Origin of the sequence: Streptomyces sp. NPDC050856 (genome assembly GCF_040653855.1) — a bacterium.
Classification (GTDB): Bacteria; Actinomycetota; Actinomycetes; order Streptomycetales; family Streptomycetaceae; genus Streptomyces.
This window is the reverse complement of the sequence record NZ_JBFAGV010000015.1, coordinates 77,143-93,474: the sequence shown is the minus strand read 5'-3', so window position 1 is coordinate 93,474 and position 16,332 is coordinate 77,143. Positions and strand designations below refer to the sequence as shown.

General features: G+C 74.4%; 13 protein-coding genes. 4 read left to right on the top strand and 9 right to left on the bottom strand.

The annotated features are described in order from the left end of the window. Nucleotides 1-13 precede the first annotated feature (13 nt). Nucleotides 14-1,510, bottom strand: a complete 1,497-nt coding sequence (locus AB0H53_RS16295; RefSeq protein WP_362112685.1) for an aldehyde dehydrogenase family protein — start codon at nucleotides 1,508-1,510, stop codon at nucleotides 14-16. A gap of 341 nt (nucleotides 1,511-1,851) precedes the next feature. Here AB0H53_RS16295 and AB0H53_RS16290 point away from each other — a divergent pair, with 341 nt between their 5' ends. Beyond that, the gene (locus AB0H53_RS16290) at nucleotides 1,852-3,072 is read left to right on the top strand and encodes an acyltransferase (RefSeq protein ID WP_362112682.1); all 1,221 of its coding nucleotides are present in this window, start codon (nucleotides 1,852-1,854) and stop codon (nucleotides 3,070-3,072) included. A gap of 47 nt (nucleotides 3,073-3,119) precedes the next feature. On the opposite strand, the gene AB0H53_RS16285 is transcribed toward AB0H53_RS16290, so the two are convergent. The 5 genes from AB0H53_RS16285 to AB0H53_RS16265 form a co-directional block, all read right to left on the bottom strand. Further along, on the bottom strand, nucleotides 3,120-4,109 hold the full coding sequence (locus AB0H53_RS16285; RefSeq protein WP_362112679.1) for a malate dehydrogenase: 990 nt from the start codon (nucleotides 4,107-4,109) through the stop codon (nucleotides 3,120-3,122). Between the two features lie 151 nt (nucleotides 4,110-4,260). After that, the gene (locus AB0H53_RS16280) at nucleotides 4,261-5,316 is read right to left on the bottom strand and encodes a DUF2690 domain-containing protein (RefSeq protein ID WP_362112676.1); all 1,056 of its coding nucleotides are present in this window, start codon (nucleotides 5,314-5,316) and stop codon (nucleotides 4,261-4,263) included. A 383-nt stretch (nucleotides 5,317-5,699) separates the two neighbouring features. Beyond that, nucleotides 5,700-6,920: an NADP-dependent isocitrate dehydrogenase gene (locus tag AB0H53_RS16275; RefSeq protein ID WP_362112673.1), complete on the bottom strand. Its 1,221-nt coding sequence runs from the start codon at nucleotides 6,918-6,920 to the stop codon at nucleotides 5,700-5,702. Nucleotides 6,921-6,999: 79 nt separating this feature from the next. Next, on the bottom strand, nucleotides 7,000-7,761 hold the full coding sequence (locus AB0H53_RS16270; protein WP_362112670.1) for a DUF3017 domain-containing protein: 762 nt from the start codon (nucleotides 7,759-7,761) through the stop codon (nucleotides 7,000-7,002). 18 nt (nucleotides 7,762-7,779) lie between these two features. Further along, nucleotides 7,780-8,646 carry a bifunctional methylenetetrahydrofolate dehydrogenase/methenyltetrahydrofolate cyclohydrolase gene (locus AB0H53_RS16265; RefSeq protein ID WP_362112668.1) on the bottom strand — a complete coding sequence of 289 codons (867 nt, stop codon included), beginning with the start codon at nucleotides 8,644-8,646 and terminating at the stop codon, nucleotides 7,780-7,782. 236 nt (nucleotides 8,647-8,882) lie between these two features. Here AB0H53_RS16265 and AB0H53_RS16260 point away from each other — a divergent pair, with 236 nt between their 5' ends. Next, nucleotides 8,883-9,452: a hypothetical protein gene (locus AB0H53_RS16260; RefSeq protein WP_362112665.1), complete on the top strand. Its 570-nt coding sequence runs from the start codon at nucleotides 8,883-8,885 to the stop codon at nucleotides 9,450-9,452. Nucleotides 9,453-9,657: 205 nt separating this feature from the next. Here AB0H53_RS16260 and purH read toward each other — a convergent pair whose 3' ends face one another. Both purH and purN read right to left on the bottom strand, forming a co-directional pair. Next, complete coding sequence (purH, locus tag AB0H53_RS16255; protein ID WP_362112662.1) at nucleotides 9,658-11,214, bottom strand: bifunctional phosphoribosylaminoimidazolecarboxamide formyltransferase/IMP cyclohydrolase; 1,557 nt, start codon at nucleotides 11,212-11,214, stop codon at nucleotides 9,658-9,660. Further along, entirely contained in the window at nucleotides 11,201-11,833 is a 633-nt protein-coding gene (gene purN / locus AB0H53_RS16250; protein ID WP_362112659.1) for a phosphoribosylglycinamide formyltransferase, read from the bottom strand. Before purN ends, purH begins: the two co-directional genes overlap by 14 nt. Nucleotides 11,834-12,078: 245 nt before the next feature. Here purN and AB0H53_RS16245 point away from each other — a divergent pair, with 245 nt between their 5' ends. Further along, the gene (locus AB0H53_RS16245; protein WP_362112656.1) at nucleotides 12,079-12,894 is read left to right on the top strand and encodes a hypothetical protein; all 816 of its coding nucleotides are present in this window, start codon (nucleotides 12,079-12,081) and stop codon (nucleotides 12,892-12,894) included. 52 nt (nucleotides 12,895-12,946) lie between these two features. On the opposite strand, the gene AB0H53_RS16240 is transcribed toward AB0H53_RS16245, so the two are convergent. Next, nucleotides 12,947-14,728 carry a DUF6350 family protein gene (locus tag AB0H53_RS16240; protein WP_362112849.1) on the bottom strand — a complete coding sequence of 594 codons (1,782 nt, stop codon included), beginning with the start codon at nucleotides 14,726-14,728 and terminating at the stop codon, nucleotides 12,947-12,949. A gap of 167 nt (nucleotides 14,729-14,895) precedes the next feature. On the opposite strand from AB0H53_RS16240, the gene AB0H53_RS16235 reads away from it, so the two are divergent. Beyond that, entirely contained in the window at nucleotides 14,896-16,293 is a 1,398-nt protein-coding gene (locus tag AB0H53_RS16235; protein ID WP_362112654.1) for a helix-turn-helix domain-containing protein, read from the top strand. The last annotated feature ends 39 nt before the right edge of the window (nucleotides 16,294-16,332 follow it).

The window sequence follows — 16,332 nt, the reverse complement described above, 5'->3', positions numbered from 1 at the left end:
TTCGTTCCCCCGCTCAGCCCGCGAACCAGCGCACGGGGCGCGGGGCGAGGTTCTGGTAGACGTGCTTGCTCTCGCGGTATTCGGCCAGTCCGCTCGGGCCGAGCTCGCGGCCGATGCCGCTCTTGCCGAAACCGCCCCACTCCGCCTGCGGCAGGTAGGGGTGGAAGTCGTTGATCCAGACGGTGCCGTGCCGCAGCCGTCCGGCGACGCGCCGGGCCCGTCCGGCGTCGGCCGACCAGACGCCGCCGGCCAGGCCGTACTCGGTGTCGTTGGCGAGGGCCACGGCCTCGTCCTCGGTACGGAAGGTCTCCACCGTCAGGACCGGGCCGAACACCTCCTCGCGCACGACCCGCATACCGCGGTGGCAGCGGTCCAGGACGGTGGGCCGGTAGAAGTAGCCGGCGCCGTACCCGGGGCCCTCGGGGCGTTCGCCGCCGGCGCGCAGGACGGCGCCCTCGGCGAGGGCGGAGGCGACGTACTCCTCGGTCCGCGCGAGCTGCCGCGCGGAGACGAGCGGTCCGCACTCGACGCCCCGGTCGGTGCCCCGGCCGATCCGGATCCGCTCGGCGCGGCGGGCGAGTTCGGCGACGAACCGCTCGCGCAGCGACTCCTCGACGATGAGGCGCGAACCGGCCGAGCAGACCTGGCCGCTGTGGATGAAGGCGGCGTTGAGCGCCTGGTCGACGGCGGTGTCGAAGCCCTCGTCGGTCGCGCAGGCGTCCGCGAAGACCACGTTGGGGTTCTTGCCGCCCAGTTCGAGGGCCACCTTCTTGACGGTGTCGGCGGCGGCGCGCATCACCTTGGTGCCGCTGACCAGACCGCCGGTGAACGAGACCAGGTCGACGTCGGGGTGTTCGGACAGGCGGGCGCCGACCGGGTCGCCGGGGCCGGTGACCAGGTTCGCCACACCGGCCGGCAGACCGGCCTCCACCAGCAGCCGGACGAGGGCGACGGTGGTGAGCGGGGTGATCTCGCTCGGCTTGATGACGAAGGTGTTGCCCGCCGCCAGCGCCGGGGCGATCTTCCAGCTCGCCTGGAGCAGGGGGTAGTTCCACGGGGTGATCAGCGCGCAGACCCCGACCGGCTCGTGCACCACCACGCTGTGGATCTCGGGCGAACCGGCGTCGACGACCCGGCCGCCGCTCTCGTTGACCACGAGGTCGGCGAAGTAGCGGAAGGCGTCGGTGACGCAGTCGACGTCGACCCGCCCCTCCTCCAGGGTCTTTCCGGCGTCGCGGCTCTCCAGCAGGCCGATCTCCTCGCGGTCGCGCTGGAGCAGGTCGGCCACGCGGCGCAGCAACGCGGCCCGCTCGGCGACCGGGGTGCGCGGCCAGGGGCCCTCGTCGAATGCCGTGCGGGCGGCGGCGATCGCGGCGTCGGTGTCCTCGGCCCCGCCCTCGGCCACGACCGCGAGGGTCGTGGCGTCGGCCGGGTCGAGGATGTCACGCGTGGCTCCGGAGGTGGCCGTGCGCCACACTCCGCCCACGTGGATGGTCTGTTGCTCCGACACGTCGCGTTCTGCCTTCCGGTTCCGGTCCGTTCCGTGCCAGCGGTGGCTGGCGACCGGGAGCCCTGCCCCGGTGGCCGGAAAGCATGCGCGAAAGTGGGTTTGCTCACGCCCTCCCCTGGTCCGCGCACGCGTCCTCCCCCGTGGGCACACGCGTTCTCCCCGGTCGGCACACGCTTCCTCCTCCGCCGGCGTGAGTGTCCTCCTCCGCCGGCGTGCGCGTCCCCGCACCCGCGGGCCCCGCCGGGCGTCCGTCCGGTCGGTAAATCCGAATGGCTGATCATTGGGGCCCGTCGTCCGCCGGCTCCCCGGACCCGTCGGGGCCCGCGCCTAGGGTGCGGGACATGCGCAGCAGCGACCGCGTCTACCTGGCCCCCGTGGATCACCTGCGGGCCGTCGCCGCTGTGCTGGTCGTCCTCTACCACGGGTGCCAGCTCCTCAGCGCGCGGATCGAGGGGCGGGCCTTCTCACCGGCCGGCGACTGGCTGTACTCCGCCAATCCGGCGGCCACCCTGGTCTTCGAGGGCCACACCGGCGTCGCCCTGTTCATGGTCCTGTCCGGCTTCATCCTGACCGTCGGCGCGCACGGCAGGCCGGTCCGGTACGGGCGCTTCCTGACCAACCGGCTGCTGCGCGTCTACCCTCTCTACCTGGTCATCGCCGTGCTGGGCACGGCCACCCAGGTGACCCTGCCGGGCTTCGCCGACCTGCTGCGGATCCTCACCTTCACCACCCCGAGCCAGCCCTACGGGGGCGTCTTCTGGACCCTCTGCGTGGAACTGCAGTTCTACCTGCTCTTCCCGCTGCTCCACCGGCTCCTCACCGACCACGGCCCGGGCGCCCTGCTGCGCCTGCTGGCCGCCGTCGCCCTGCTGCGGGCACTGGTGTGGTTCAGCAGCCCGGCGGCCGAGCCGCACACGGCGGCGCTGTACCTGGGCCTGGCCGGGCGCATCGACCAGTTCCTGCTCGGCATGGCCGCCGCCTGGGTGTACCTGCACCACCGCGACCGGCTGCGGGCCCGCTGGCTGCCGCCGGCCGCCCTGGCCCTGGCGCTGGGCGCGCTGTGGGCGTTCAACCAGTTGCACGGCTTCGTGTCCGACAGCCCGGCCAAGCTGGTGTGGAGCACGGTGGAGGGGACCGTGTGGGCCCTGGTGGTCGTCGCCTGGGTGGCCCGCCCGGCCGGCGGCGGCGGGGACGGAAGTGGCGGCGGGGGCGGGGTGATCTCCCGGACGGCGGCCCGCCTGGGGGAGATCAGCTACTCGCTCTACCTCACCCACTTCATGGTGCTGACGGTGATCTGCGAGTACGGGTGGGTGCCCCGGGCGCTGCCGCCGGTGTGGGGCGCGTTCCTGACCACGCTGGTGGTGGCGCTGCCGGTGACGGTGGCCGTCTCGTTCCTCACGTACCACGCCGTCGAGCTGCCGTTCCTGCGGCTGCGCCGGCCGTACCGGGGCGCCCCGGACGGGCCGCCCGGGGCCGGGCCGGAAGCCGCCCCGGGAGCGGGACCGGGAGTCGCGCGGGAGACGCCGCGCCCCCGGCAGCGCGAGGGCCACCGGGGGCGGTGAGGACGGGGTCGTACGGAGTCCTGCGGAGTCGTACAGGGTCGTGCGGGTCAGATGAGGCCCAGACCGCGCACGGCGTCGCGCTCCTCCTCGAGCTCCTTGACGGACGCGTCGATGCGGGTGCGGGAGAACTCGTTGATGTCCAGGCCCTGGACGATCTCGTACGAGCCGTTCCGGCAGACGACCGGGAAGGAGGAGATCAGGCCCTGCGGGACACCGTAGGAGCCGTCCGACGGGATGCCCATGGAGGTCCAGTCGCCATCGGCGGTGCCGTTGACCCAGGTGTGGACGTGGTCGATGGCGGCGTTGGCGGCGGAGGCGGCCGAGGAGGCGCCACGGGCCTCGATGATCGCGGCACCGCGCTTGGCGACGGTCGGGATGAAGGTGTCGGCCAGCCACTGCTCGTCGGCGACGACCTCGGCGGCGTTCTTGCCGGCGATCTCCGCGTGGAAGATGTCCGGGTACTGGGTGGCCGAGTGGTTGCCCCAGATCGTCAGCTTCTTGATGTCGGAGACGGCCGCGCCGGTCTTCTTGGCGAGCTGCGACAGCGCGCGGTTGTGGTCCAGGCGGGTCATCGCGGTGAAGCGCTCGGCCGGTACGTCCGGGGCCGCGGCCTGCGCGATGAGCGCGTTGGTGTTGGCCGGGTTGCCGACCACGAGGACCTTGATGTCGTCCGCGGCGTGGTCGTTGATGGCCTTGCCCTGCGGCTTGAAGATGCCGCCGTTGGCCTCCAGCAGGTCACCGCGCTCCATGCCCTTGGTGCGCGGGCGGGCGCCGACCAGCAGGGCCACGTTGGCGCCGTCGAAGGCGGCGTTCGGGTCGTCGGTGATCTCGATGCCGCGCAGCAGCGGGAAGGCGCAGTCGTCGAGCTCCATCGCGGTGCCCTCGGCGGCCTTGAGGCCCTGCGGGATCTCCAGCAGCCGGAGCTTGACCGGCACGTCCGCGCCGAGCAGGTGGCCGGAGGCGATGCGGAAGAGCAGCGCGTAACCGATCTGGCCGGCCGCGCCGGTCACGGTGACATTCACGGGAGTGCGGGTCATGGCGATCTCCGTAAGACAGCTGGCGGTGGGGGTCCCTGCCCCTGGTGCGGGACATCTCTGGTGATCGATCGGTGTCTCGACGTGAAGAGATATCCGGCGCCAGGCTATCGGACCCGCACCCCCCTGGGCCCCCGGCCCCTTGTGTCGCGGCTCACTGCGGAGTGGTGCAGCCCTTGGTGCCGTTCGTGAGAGTGGCGCACGCCTCGGGGTCCGTGCCGTTCGCGGCCGCGACCATCGGCGTGTAGGCGTCCTTGTCGATCTTCACCGCGCCGTTCTGCGCCGCGCCGCCCGAGGTGATGCGGACGGTGTCGCCGGGCACGGCCTGGGAGATGCGCGCCCAGGCGGCGCCACAGGTCTCGCTGTAGCGGACCTCGACCTTGCGGGTGCCGACCGTCGCGGAGGCCACGGTGGTGGCGTACTGGCCGCCGCAGCCCATGGCCTGGGGGTCCTGGCCGGTGCAGTCCGTGCCGGTGCACTTGACCCCGGTGGGCAGCGGCTTGGGCGCGCTGGTGGTGGGCGTGGGCGACGGCGACCGGGCGGCGTCGCGCCCGTCGTCCTCGCCGCCGAGGCCGACGAGGAGCACCGCCGAGGTGATCACCAGCAGGGCGCCGACGACACCCGCGACGAACACGACCGTCCTGCGCCTGCCGCCGCCCGGGCCGGACGCCCTGCCGGGCGCGGCCGGGGCGGCGTGCGCGGCGTGCGCGGCGGAGTGGCGGGCGACGCGGGGAGCCGGGCCGTTGGGACCGCCGTCGGGCGGTATGACGGAGCTGCGGCCGGTGCCGGGCGCGCCACCGGGCGCGGTGGGCGTCGTACCGGCCCTGGGGCCGGTGGCGGGACCTGAGCCGGCCGGACCCTCGGTGCCGCCGGATTCCCCGAGCGCGGTACGCGCCTGGGATATCCGTATCTGCTCCATGGTCTTGTCGTGGCGCATCTCCGCGCGGCTCCAGGCCCGCTCGGCCAGCTCCCACATGGTGGTGAGGTGCACCGGGTTGGTCCCGGTCACCTCGGCCAGGGCCAGGACCGCGCGCTTCGGCGCGAGCAGCCGGCCGTTCAGGTAGCGCTCCCACGACGTCTTGCTGTACCCGGTGCGGTCCGAGACCGCGGCGAGGCTGAGCCCGCTGCGGTCCACCAGCCGGCGGAGCTGGCTCGCGAACTCCTTGACCTGCGGGTCCAGCTCTTCCGGTAGCGCCTTCCAGCGAGGCATTGCTTCCCCTCATTCCCCCGTACGTGCCTGATGTGCCGCCCCGCGCAGCCCGTCCCTCCCGCCGCCCCCGGCGGGTCACCACCCGGTGGGACGGGTGCGGTGAGGATGGCGGTTCCCGGAACCGGGGCGCACGGCGCTTCCGGCGCGGCGGCGTGCCCCCGCACGCGTCCCGTTCCGATCGCCGCCCCAGTTTCGCATCCGTCGCGGGTCGATCACACCATGGCGGAATGGTCACTTCCGTGCCACAGGCCCCGGACATGACTTGATCAGGATTGGCGCGTCCATGACGCTCGATGACACGAGCCGGCGGCGCCCGCCCTGCTCGGGGGAGAGGACGGGCGCCGCCGTGCCCCGCGGTCCGGCCGGCGCCCCGGCCGCGGGGCTCAGAACGCCACCAGCCTCTTCTGGAGGTTCTCGTCGACCGCCGCGAGGAACTGCCCGGTCGTCAGCCACGGCCGGCCCGGGCCGGCCGACCGGGCCAGGTCCTCGGTCATCAGGCCGGCCTCCACGGTCGCCGCGCACGCCTGCTCCAGGGCCGAGGCGAACCGGTTCACGTCGGGCGTGCCGTCCAGCGACCCGCGGTGCGCCAGCGCCCGGGTCCAGGCGAAGACCGACGCGATCGGATCGGTCGACACGGGCTGGGACCGCTGGTGCCGGCGGTAGTGGCGGGTGACGGTGCCGTGGGCGGGCCCGGCCAGCAGCGTCCGGCCGTCCGGGGTCACCAGCACCGAGGTCATCAGGCCCGGCGAGCCGAAGCCCTCGGCGACGGCGCGGGCCTGCACCTCGCCGTCGTGGTTCTTGCACGCCCAGACGAAGCCGCCCTCCCCCGCCATCACCGCGGCCGCCATGTCGTCGGTGGACCGGTGCCCGTAGGTGAGGCCGGCAGCGTCGAAGCTCTGCGCGAACTCGGCGTCGAAAACCTCCTGGAACAGGTCCTTGAAGCGGCCGTCGTACTTCCTCAGCACCGTGTTCCTGGTGGACAGGAACACCGGGTGGCCGCGGTCCAGGCCGTAGCGGAAGGAGGCGCGGGCGAAGTCGCGGATCGACTCGTCCAGGTTGACCATCGTCAGCGCGACGCCGGCGCCCGGGAACTCGTACACCTCAAGCTCCACCGGCTCCGAACCGTCCTTCGGGGTGAAGGTGGTGGTCAGGGTGCCCGCGCCCGGCACCCTGAGGTCGGTGGCCCGGCACTGGTCGCCGAAGGTGTGGCGGCCGATCACCACCGGCTCGCGCCAGCCCGGCACCCGGCGGCGGACGGCGCCGATGACGACCGGCTCGTGGAAGACGGCTCCGCCGAGGATCTCGCGGAGGGTGTCGTCGGGCGACCGGTACGCCGCCTTGAGGTGGAACTCCTCGACGCGCGCCCGGTCGGGGGCGACGGTGGGGCACTTGACGCCGGCGCCGTGCTCCCGGACGGCGTGCGCGGCGTCGACGGTCACCCGGTCGCCGGTGGCGTCGCGGTGCTCGATGCCCAGGTCGAAGTACTCCAGCTCGACATCCAGGTACGGCAGGATCAGCTGTTCCTTGATGGACCGCCAGATGATCCGCGTCATCTCGTCGCCGTCGAGTTCGACGACGGGTCTCGCTGCCTTGATCTTGGCCATGGGGTGGAACGTCCCTCTCACGCTGCGGGGCGGGCCCGAGTAGGCGCCGCCCCGCAGTATTCCTCCGCGTGAGCGGGTATTAACGCACCGTGAAGTGAACGGCGTCCTCCAGGAAGGGGATCTCCAGCCAGGGCCTGGGCTGGGTCATCAGCGCCAGCAGCACGATGACCACACCGAGCAGGCCGTAGATGGCCATGTCGGTGAAGCGGGAACGCACCGCCAGCATGCCGACGGACGGCAGGGCACGCCGCAGTCCTGCGCCGGTGAGCAGGGCGACACCGATCAGCATGGCGCCGATGCGGGACGCCTGCGGGAAGGCGTCGAACCCGACGACCAGCAGCCCGAGCGCGGCCAGGCCGAGGACGGTGAGCAGCGGCCACTGCCGGGCGGGAGCCGGAGCGTCCCCGGGAGCCGCCCGCCCGCCGCCCTCGGGCCGCGCGGTGTCCCGCGTCAGCGCCGGCGGCCGCCGCGACCCGACGCCGGGCTGGTCGCCCCCCTCGGACCGGCCGCCGGGGGCGGGGCGCTCGTCCGGAGCCGGGTCGTCGGGAGTGGGGCGCTCGTCCGGAGCCGGGTCGTCCCGGGTGGGCCGGTCCTCTTCGGCGGGCCGGCCTTCTTCGGCGGTCCGGTCCGCACGGGTGGGGTGGCCGTCCCGGCCGGAGGGGGCATCGCCGGTGGGTCGCCGGGCTCCGACCGGGACCGCACCGGGGGTTGCGCCGTCCGGGTGCGCCGCGGGCCCCGCGGCGCCCGGGCCACCGCCCGTCGCGCCCGCCCCGGCGAGCGGCGCGTCACCCACCGGGGGCTCGCCCGTCGCCGCCTGGTCGTCGTTCGGCCGTACGCCCATGAGGTCGCCCTCTCCCGCTCAGCTCGCGGCGGCGGTCGCGGCGCGCTCGGCCGCCTCGACCACGTTGACCAGCAGCAGCGCCCGGGTCATCGGCCCGACACCGCCCGGGTTCGGGGCGCGCCACCCGGCGACCTCGTTGACGCCCGGATGGACGTCACCGACGATCCGGCCGCTCCCGTCCCTGCTGACGCCCACGTCCAGGACGGCGGCGCCCGGCTTGACGTCCTCGGGCTTGATCAGGTGCGGTACGCCCGCCGCGGCCACGATGATGTCGGCGCGCCTCAGGTGCGCGGCGAGATCGCGGGTGCCTGTGTGGCACTGCGTGACCGTCGCGTTCTCCGACTTGCGGGTCAGCAGCAGCGGCATCGGACGGCCGATCGTCGTCCCCCGGCCGACGACCACGACCTCGGCGCCGTTGATCTCGACGCCGTGCGCGCGCAGCAGCCGGATGATGCCGTTGGGCGTGCAGGGCAGCGGGGCGGGCTCGTTGAGCACCAGACGCCCGAGGTTCGTCGGGTGCAGCCCGTCGGCGTCCTTGGCCGGGTCCATCAGCTCCAGGATGCGGTTCTCGTCGATGCCCTTGGGGAGCGGCAACTGCACGATGTAACCCGTGCAGGCGGGGTCCTCGTTGAGCTCGCGCACGACCGCCTCGATCTCTTCCTGCGTGGCGGTGGCGGGCAGTTCACGCTGGATGGAGGCGATGCCGACCTCCGCGCAGTCGCGGTGCTTGCCCGCGACGTACTTCTGGCTGCCCGGGTCGTCACCCACCAGCACGGTGCCGAGGCCGGGCGTGATGCCCCGGGCCCTCAGGGCCGCCACACGGGCGGTCAGGTCGGACTTGATCGCTGCGGCGGTGGCCTTGCCATCGAGAATCTGGGCGGTCATGTGACCCATCCTCGCGGATGAACCCGCCCCTGTTCCAATTCGCGTACACCCACCGGAACGCGAGGTTGCACTTGCACAACGCATGTCGCATCCGACTGGACAAAAAGTCGACGTTACGACCACGATGAGCCGCGCAGTGCCGCGGGCAGTGCCGGGGGGCCAAACCGCTCAATATTCGTGCAAGTTCCTCCGCGCGGGCCGCGCCGTCCCCGCACACTTAACGGAGGAAACCCACCATGAGCTTCGGCGACCCGAACAACCCCTACGGCCAGCAGCCGCAGGGCCAGCAGCCCGGTTACGGCTACCCGCAGCAGGGGCAGCCCCAGGGCCAGCCCGGCTACGGCTACCCGCAGGCGCCCCCGGTGCAGCAGCCGTACGGCGGCTACCCGGCCGCGCCGATGGAGATGCCGGGTGGTGTGAAGGCCGCGCGCGTCATGCTCTGGGTGATGGGTGCCTTCCAGGTCATCGGCGCGATCGTCTCCTTCGCCGGCGGCGCCTACATCGAGTCGCAGCTGTCGGACGCGGGCGCCGGTTCCGAGGCGTCCAGCCTCGCCACCGGCATGGTCGTCGTCTTCGGCATCCTGGCCCTGATCATGGCCGCGATCTCCTTCATCCTCGCGGCCAAGTACAAGTCCGGCGGCAACGCGGTCCGCATCTGCTCCATCGTCTACGGCGCGTTCATCGTTCTCGGCGGCATCTTCCAGCTGCCCTTCGGCCTCGTCAGCATCGCGATCGGCGTTCTGATCATCGTCTTCGTGGCGAAGTCGGACGGCGCTGCCTGGTTCCAGCGCCAGCGCGCCGTCTGAGCCCGAGCCGGCTCGGCGGCACACCCGCACGGCGTACCAGCAGGGCGTACCCGTGGGACGCCACGCACCAGGCCGCAACTCCCCGTCCGGCGGCGGGGGGTCGCGGCCTTCGCCGTGTCCGGTGGCCGCGGGCACGACGAAGCCCGAGGCCCCGCCGGCGGCGACCGGCGGGGCCTCGGGACGGTGCGCCCGGTCGGGCGTCCGGTCAGTGGAAGAAGTGGCGCGTGCCCGTGAAGTACATCGTCACGCCCGCCTTCCGGGCCGCCTCGATCACCAGCTCGTCACGGACCGAACCGCCCGGCTGGACCACGGCCTTGACGCCCGCCGCGGTGAGGATCTCCAGCCCGTCGGGGAACGGGAAGAACGCGTCGGACGCGGCGTACGCGCCCCGGGCGCGCTCCTCGCCGGCCCGCTCGACGGCCAGCTTGGCGGAGTCGACCCGGTTGACCTGGCCCATGCCGACGCCGACGCTCGCGCCGTCCCTGGCGAGCAGGATGGCGTTGGACTTCACCGCGCGGCAGGCCTTCCAGGCGAAGGACAGCTCGGCCAGGTCGGCGGCGGACAGGGCCTCACCGGTGGCGAGCGTCCAGTTGGCCGGGTCGTCGCCGTCGGCCTGGAGCCGGTCGGTGACCTGGAGCAGCGCGCCGCCGTCGACCGGCTTGACCTCGACCGGGGCGGACGGGGCGCCGGGGGCGCGCAGGACCCGGATGTTCTTCTTGCGGGCGAGCACCTCGACGGCGCCGTCCTCGTAACCGGGGGCGACGATGACCTCGGTGAAGATCTCGGCCACCTGCTCCGCCATCGCCACGGACACCGGGCGGTTGACCGCGATCACCCCGCCGAAGGCGGACAGCGGGTCGCAGGCGTGCGCCTTGCGGTGCGCCTCGGCGACATCGGCGCCGATCGCGATGCCGCAGGGGTTGGCGTGCTTGATGATCGCGACGCACGGCTCGTCGTGGTCGTACGCGGCCCGGCGCGCGGCGTCGGTGTCCGTGTAGTTGTTGTACGACATCTCCTTGCCGTGCAGTTGCTCCGCCTGGGCCAGGCCGCCGCCCTCCTCGGTGACGTACAGCGCGGCGTCCTGGTGCGGGTTCTCGCCGTAGCGCAGCACGTTCTTGCGCGCGTACGTCGCACCCAGGAAGTCCGGGAAACGCGTCTCGTCGGCGGGCGCGTAGGCGGACGCGAACCAGGACGCGACGGCCACGTCGTACGCGGCGGTGTGCTGGAACGCCTCGGCCGCCAGTCGCTTGCGGGCGGTCAGGTCGAACCCGCCGGCCTTGACCTCGTCGAGCACGTCCCCGTAGCGGGCCGGGGAGGTCACGACCGCGACGGAGGGGTGGTTCTTGGCGGCGGCGCGGACCATGGAGGGGCCGCCGATGTCGATCTGCTCGACGCACTCGTCGGGGGTGGCGCCGGAGGCGACCGTCTCCCGGAACGGGTACAGGTTCACGACCACCAGCTCGAACGGCTCCACGCCCAGCTCGGCGAGCTGCTCGCGGTGCGCGTCCAGGCGCAGGTCGGCGAGGATTCCGGCGTGCACGCGCGGGTGCAGGGTCTTGACCCGGCCGTCCAGGCACTCGGGGAAGCCGGTGAGCTCCTCCACCTTGGTGACCGGGACCCCGGTCGCGGCGATCCGCGCGGCGGTGGAACCGGTGGACACCAGCTCGACGCCCGCCTCGTGCAGCCCGCGGGCGAGCTCTTCCAGCCCCGTCTTGTCGTAGACACTGATCAACGCTCGACGGATGGGCTTATTCACCGACATGAACCTTTCGTCCCTCAATGCGGTAGCCGTGCCGGGCCAGACGCCCCACGACCTCGACGAGCAGCGTGCGCTCGACTTCCTTGATGCGCTCGTGAAGAGCGGCTTCGTCGTCCTCGTCCCGCACCTCGACCACGCCCTGGGCGATGACCGGGCCGGTGTCGACGCCGTCGTCGACGAAGTGGACGGTGCATCCGGTGACCTTCGCGCCGTACGCGAGGGCGTCCCGCACTCCGTGGGCACCGGGAAAACTGGGCAGCAGGGCGGGGTGCGTGTTGACGGTCCGCCCCCCGAAGCGCGCCAGGAACTCCTTGCCGAGGATCTTCATGAAACCGGCCGAGACGACGAGGTCCGGCTGGTGGGCGGCGGTCGCCTCGGTCAGCGCGCGGTCCCACTCGTCGCGCGTGGCGTAGTCCTTGACCCTGCGCACGAAGGTGGGCAGCCCCGCCCGCTCGGCCCGCTCCAGGCCGGCGGTGCCCTCGCGGTCGGCGCCGACCGCCACGACCCGCGCCCCGTACCCGTCCGGGTCGGCGGCGATCGCGTCGAGCAGGGCTTGCAGGTTGGTGCCTGAACCGGAGACCAGGACGACCAGACGGCGGGCGGCGGCCACAGGGGAACTCATTTCGCGTGTACGGCTTCTTCGATGCGGTGCGCTTTTGTGTGGTCCTACGAAAGAATCGCGCCCCCGTATACGGGGAACCCTACGAAGGGGCCGACCGTCAGCAACGATACCGGCACACCGCCCCGCCCCCGCGGGACGGGTGAGGAGCCGGGGAGTAGCGTCTGGGGATGAGCCGTCCCCCAATGGACGGTCACGACGACAGAAGACCCCGGCTGCACTGGGTCTGAGGGGAAGACATTCACCACATGCCGGACCGACGCCGCCGCACGGCCAACCACCTCCTGCCGCGGGAACGCCAGTCCACGGACGAGAACAACCCGTTCGCGCCACCGCCGGAGGGCCGGCCGGACCAGCCCTGGCAGCCGCGCCGCCCCGACAGCGGGGACGGCTCCTCGTCCGAGGGTTCCTCCGACTCCCCGGACCGGGACCGTCCGGCCTGGGGCAGCCAGTGGAGCCCGCACCAGCCGGGCCGCTCCTCCGGGGGCTTCGGCGGCCGCCCGGGCAGCGAGCAGGGCGACGACCGGGGCGGTTCCGGCGGGCCCGGTGGCCCCGGCGGTTCCGGTGGGTCCGGTGGCCCCGGTGGCCCCGGTGGGTCCGGTGACAAGCCGGGGCTGCGCTGGGACCCGACCGACCCGGCCCAGCGCCGGGCGCGGTACGCGCTGCTGTCCGGGATGTGGGCGTTCTTCTTCGCCGTCTTCGACTTCCCGGAGATCGCCCTGCTGCTGGGCGCCCTGGCCCTGTACTGGGGCATCAGCTCCCTGCGCGGCCGGTCCCGCCCCGCGGCCCCGGCGGCGCAGCCGGTGCAGACGACCGGCGCGCCGGCACCGGTGGCGCCCCCGGCGGCGGCTCCCGGGTCGGGGCGTCCGCAGACCACCGCCGCGGTCAGCGGACTGGTCACGGCGGCCCTGGCGCTGATGATCGTGGCGATGACGTTCACCGTGCAGCTCGTCTACCGGGACTACTACACGTGCGTGGACGACGCCCTGACCAAGACGGGCCAGACGTCCTGCAACGAGCTGCTGCCCGGGCCGCTGCGGGACGTCTTCGGCGTACAGGAGTAGCCGGCCGCGCCCCCGCCGGCCGTGAGCAGCCGGGGCGCGCCCGGCCGGCCGGTCACCGGCCTTCGGGCGGATCCTCCCCCGGCGCCGGCGGGCCGGCGGGTGGCGGACCGACCGGCGGTGGGCCGACGGGAGGCGGACCCATCGGCGGCGGGCCGAAGGGGGACTCGCCGACGGGTGGCGGACCCATCGGCGGCGGGCCGACAGGAGGCGGACCCATCGGCGGCGGGCCGAAGGGGGACTCGCCGACTGGTGGTGGACCGGCCGGGAAGTCCGGCACCGGGCCGCTCGACGCCTCCGTGCGCACCGCCCAACGGGTCTCCCGCGCCGCCGGGTCCGGCCAGGCCGCGTCGGGCCAAGGGGCCGAATCCTCCCAGGAGGCGGGGAGCGAGCCGTACGGGTGGGGGCCCGGGTCCGCCGCATCGGCGCCGTCCGCCCCACCAGGGGCCGCGTCCTCCATGGAGTCGTCCCGGCCGCCTCCCGCGACCTCGGCGGGCTGCTGGCTCCCGGCCGGCTCCCAGGTCGCCCCGCTCGTCCGGGACGACTCGGGCGCCCCGGACCCGTGGCCGGAGGTTCCAGCGGGGTCGAACGCCCGGTCCCCCGCCTCACGACCGGCCCCGGACCCGCCGTGCCCCGTCCGGTCACGCAGCCGCCACACGCGCAGCCCCAGCGCTCCCGGCACGCCCAGCGTCACCGTCCACACCAGCGCCGCCGCGCCGGTGCGCCACCACACCGGACCGAACTCCGCCAGCCGGCCGCTGCCCAGCGCCCCGCCGGAGACCCCCGCCAGGACCGCCGCGCCCAGCCCGCACAGGACCGAGGCCAGCGCCGCCGTCAGCGCCGTCTCACCCGCTCCCCGCAGGTCCGCCCGCCCGGCCCGCCACGCCACCGCGCCTGCCGCCACCACCGGCACGCCCAGCCCCGTCCATTGCGTCCAGGTGCCGCCCCCGCCCACCGGCACGGCCGCGAGCAGCGGGAAGTCCGGCAGGGCCACGTCCCCCAGGACCGCGAGCGGCGTCGCGGTCGCCCCGGTACCGAGCGCGAACCCCGGACCCAGCCCGTACGCCGCGCCCCACACCGCCGCGTTGGGTGCCAGGGCGAGCGCCAGGAGCAGGACCGCACCCCGTCCCGACCACCCGCCGGACAGGCTCAGCAGCGACTCCCGCACCGCCCCGGCGTGCCAGACGAGCGAGACCGCGACCAGCAGGGCGCCCCCGCCGAGCAGGGCCGTCAGTCCCGCCGCCGCGGCACGGGCGGCGGCGGTGGCGCGGGTGCGGGCCAGCTCCACGCGCAGCCGCTCGGGCAGCCGTGGCGGCAGTGGCCCGAGGGGCCGTCCGGCCGCCGTCCACACCCCGGTCGCCGACGCCAGCGCGGTGACCAGCGGCAGCCACAGCACGGCGCTGAGCGGGTCGGCGGCCAGCGGCCCGCCCGCCGCGTACCCGGTGACCACGGCCGCGACGAGCAGGTATCCGCCGGTCACCGCGGCGACCGCGCCGCGCGCCGAGGGCGCCGCCCGGCCGCCCTCGGGTTCCATGGCGTCCCGTGCGGTGCGGTGCGCCAGCCACGCCGGGAGGGCGACCAGCAGCAGCGGTACGACGCCCACGGGGGCCGGGGCGCCGGTGAGGGTGTCGGCGCGCACCAGTTCCACGCCGTGGGCGAGCAGCCACACCCCGGCGGCGACGTGCAGCGCCCCGGCCGGACCGCTGTCGGGATACGGGGAGCTGATCCACACCACCATCACCAGCACGGTGAGGGCACCGAGTCCGAGCCCGGCGGCGACGGCACCGCGGGCACAGCAGGTGATGAGGACGGCGGGGACGTGGCCGGCCCGCAGCAGGGTCGGGGCGGACAGCGGCGGCGACGGAGGGGGATCGGTCGTCTGGGTCACGGCGCCATGCTGCCAACGACACACGCTTTCCCGAAGTAACAGGCGAATGGCCGTTGTGTCGGCCAATATACGGTTATGTACTTTTATGCCGAGTGCAGCGCCCCGGGGGTTCGCCCATGAGCCAGCGCACCCCTGTCCGGCCCGCGCCCCCGCTGCCCTCCCCCAAGGAACGGCGGCGGCTGCGTGAGGCGCGGTCGATGAGCGAGGACCAGCTCGCCGAGGCGCTCGGGGTCACGCGGGCGACGGTCCGGTCCTGGGAGAGCGGGCGTACGACGCCACGAGGACGCAAGCGCGAGGCGTACGCCAGGCTGCTCACGCCGGCAGGACGGGAACCGGCGGACCGGGAGGCGGACCGCTCCGGAGTCGGCGGCGTCGAGGGGCCAGACAGCGGGGCGCCCGGCGCCACCTCCGCGCCCCGGAGCCGGCGGGGATGGCCGGGGCTCTCCGAGCCCCGTCCGTCGCCGGTGTCCCGGCCCGCGCCGGGGTGGTCCCAGGGGGTGTCCGACGAGGCTGCCCAGGAGCCGCCTCCCGCCCCGGCACCGGACGCGCCGCCCTACGGGCGGACGGGAGCGGGGCCGCGCGGGCCGCGGCGGACACGGGCCCGGCGCTCACCGCAGCGGACGCGCGGGCAGCACCCGCCGCGGCGGACACCGCCGCAGCGCGGACTCCCCCGGGCCCACACCCCCATCGGGGTCGCGGAGGCGGCGGGAGGCCCCGCCACGCCCGTCGAGGCGTTCGACGCGCTCTACACGTACGCCGCCCCCGTCCTCGTACAGCAGGCGTACCTGCTCACCGGGCGGCGCCGGCTGGCGCGGGAGGCCGTCGAGTACGCCTTCCACCTGGCCTGGCAGCGCTGGCCGCAGGTGGCGGTCGACCGCGACCCGGCCGGGTGGGTACGGGCCGCGGTGCACGAGTACGCCCTGTCGCCCTGGCACCGGATGCGCCGCGCCCACCGCCACCCCGACGGCTCGTCGACCGACCGCGCGGCGCAGACGTTGCGGGACGCGGTGCTGGACCTGCCACCGGTGTACCGGCGCACCCTGGTCCTCTACGACGGGCTGGGCCTGGACCTGCCCGACACCGCGGCCGAGACCGAGGCGAGCACCCCGGCCACCGCGAGCCGCCTGCTGCACGCCCGGGAGGCCCTGATCGAGCGGCTCCCGGACCTGAGCGGCCCGGAGGAGCTCCAGGAACGGCTGGCCGCGCTGCTGGCCGGCGGTCCCCCCCTGGTGCTCGCCCCGCCCGGCACCGTACGCACCGGCTGTGAGCGCCGTGCCGGACTGCGCACCCGGGCGGCGGTCGCGCTGACCGCGCTCATCGTCACCTCGACCGCGTTCACGCTGGCCACCGCGCCGACGCGGTACGAGCCGCCGCTCGCGCCCGGCCAGGCGGTCGCGGGCGTCCCGGTCCTGAGCGGTCCGGAACGGCTGACCCCACAGGACGAGGCGCTGCGCGAGCGGCTGCGCGCCGAGCCGGTCACCGGCCCGGGACGCCTGGTGCCGGACAGCCGCTGACCGGGCGCCGGAGGCCACCCGGCTGTCCGCCCGGGACTT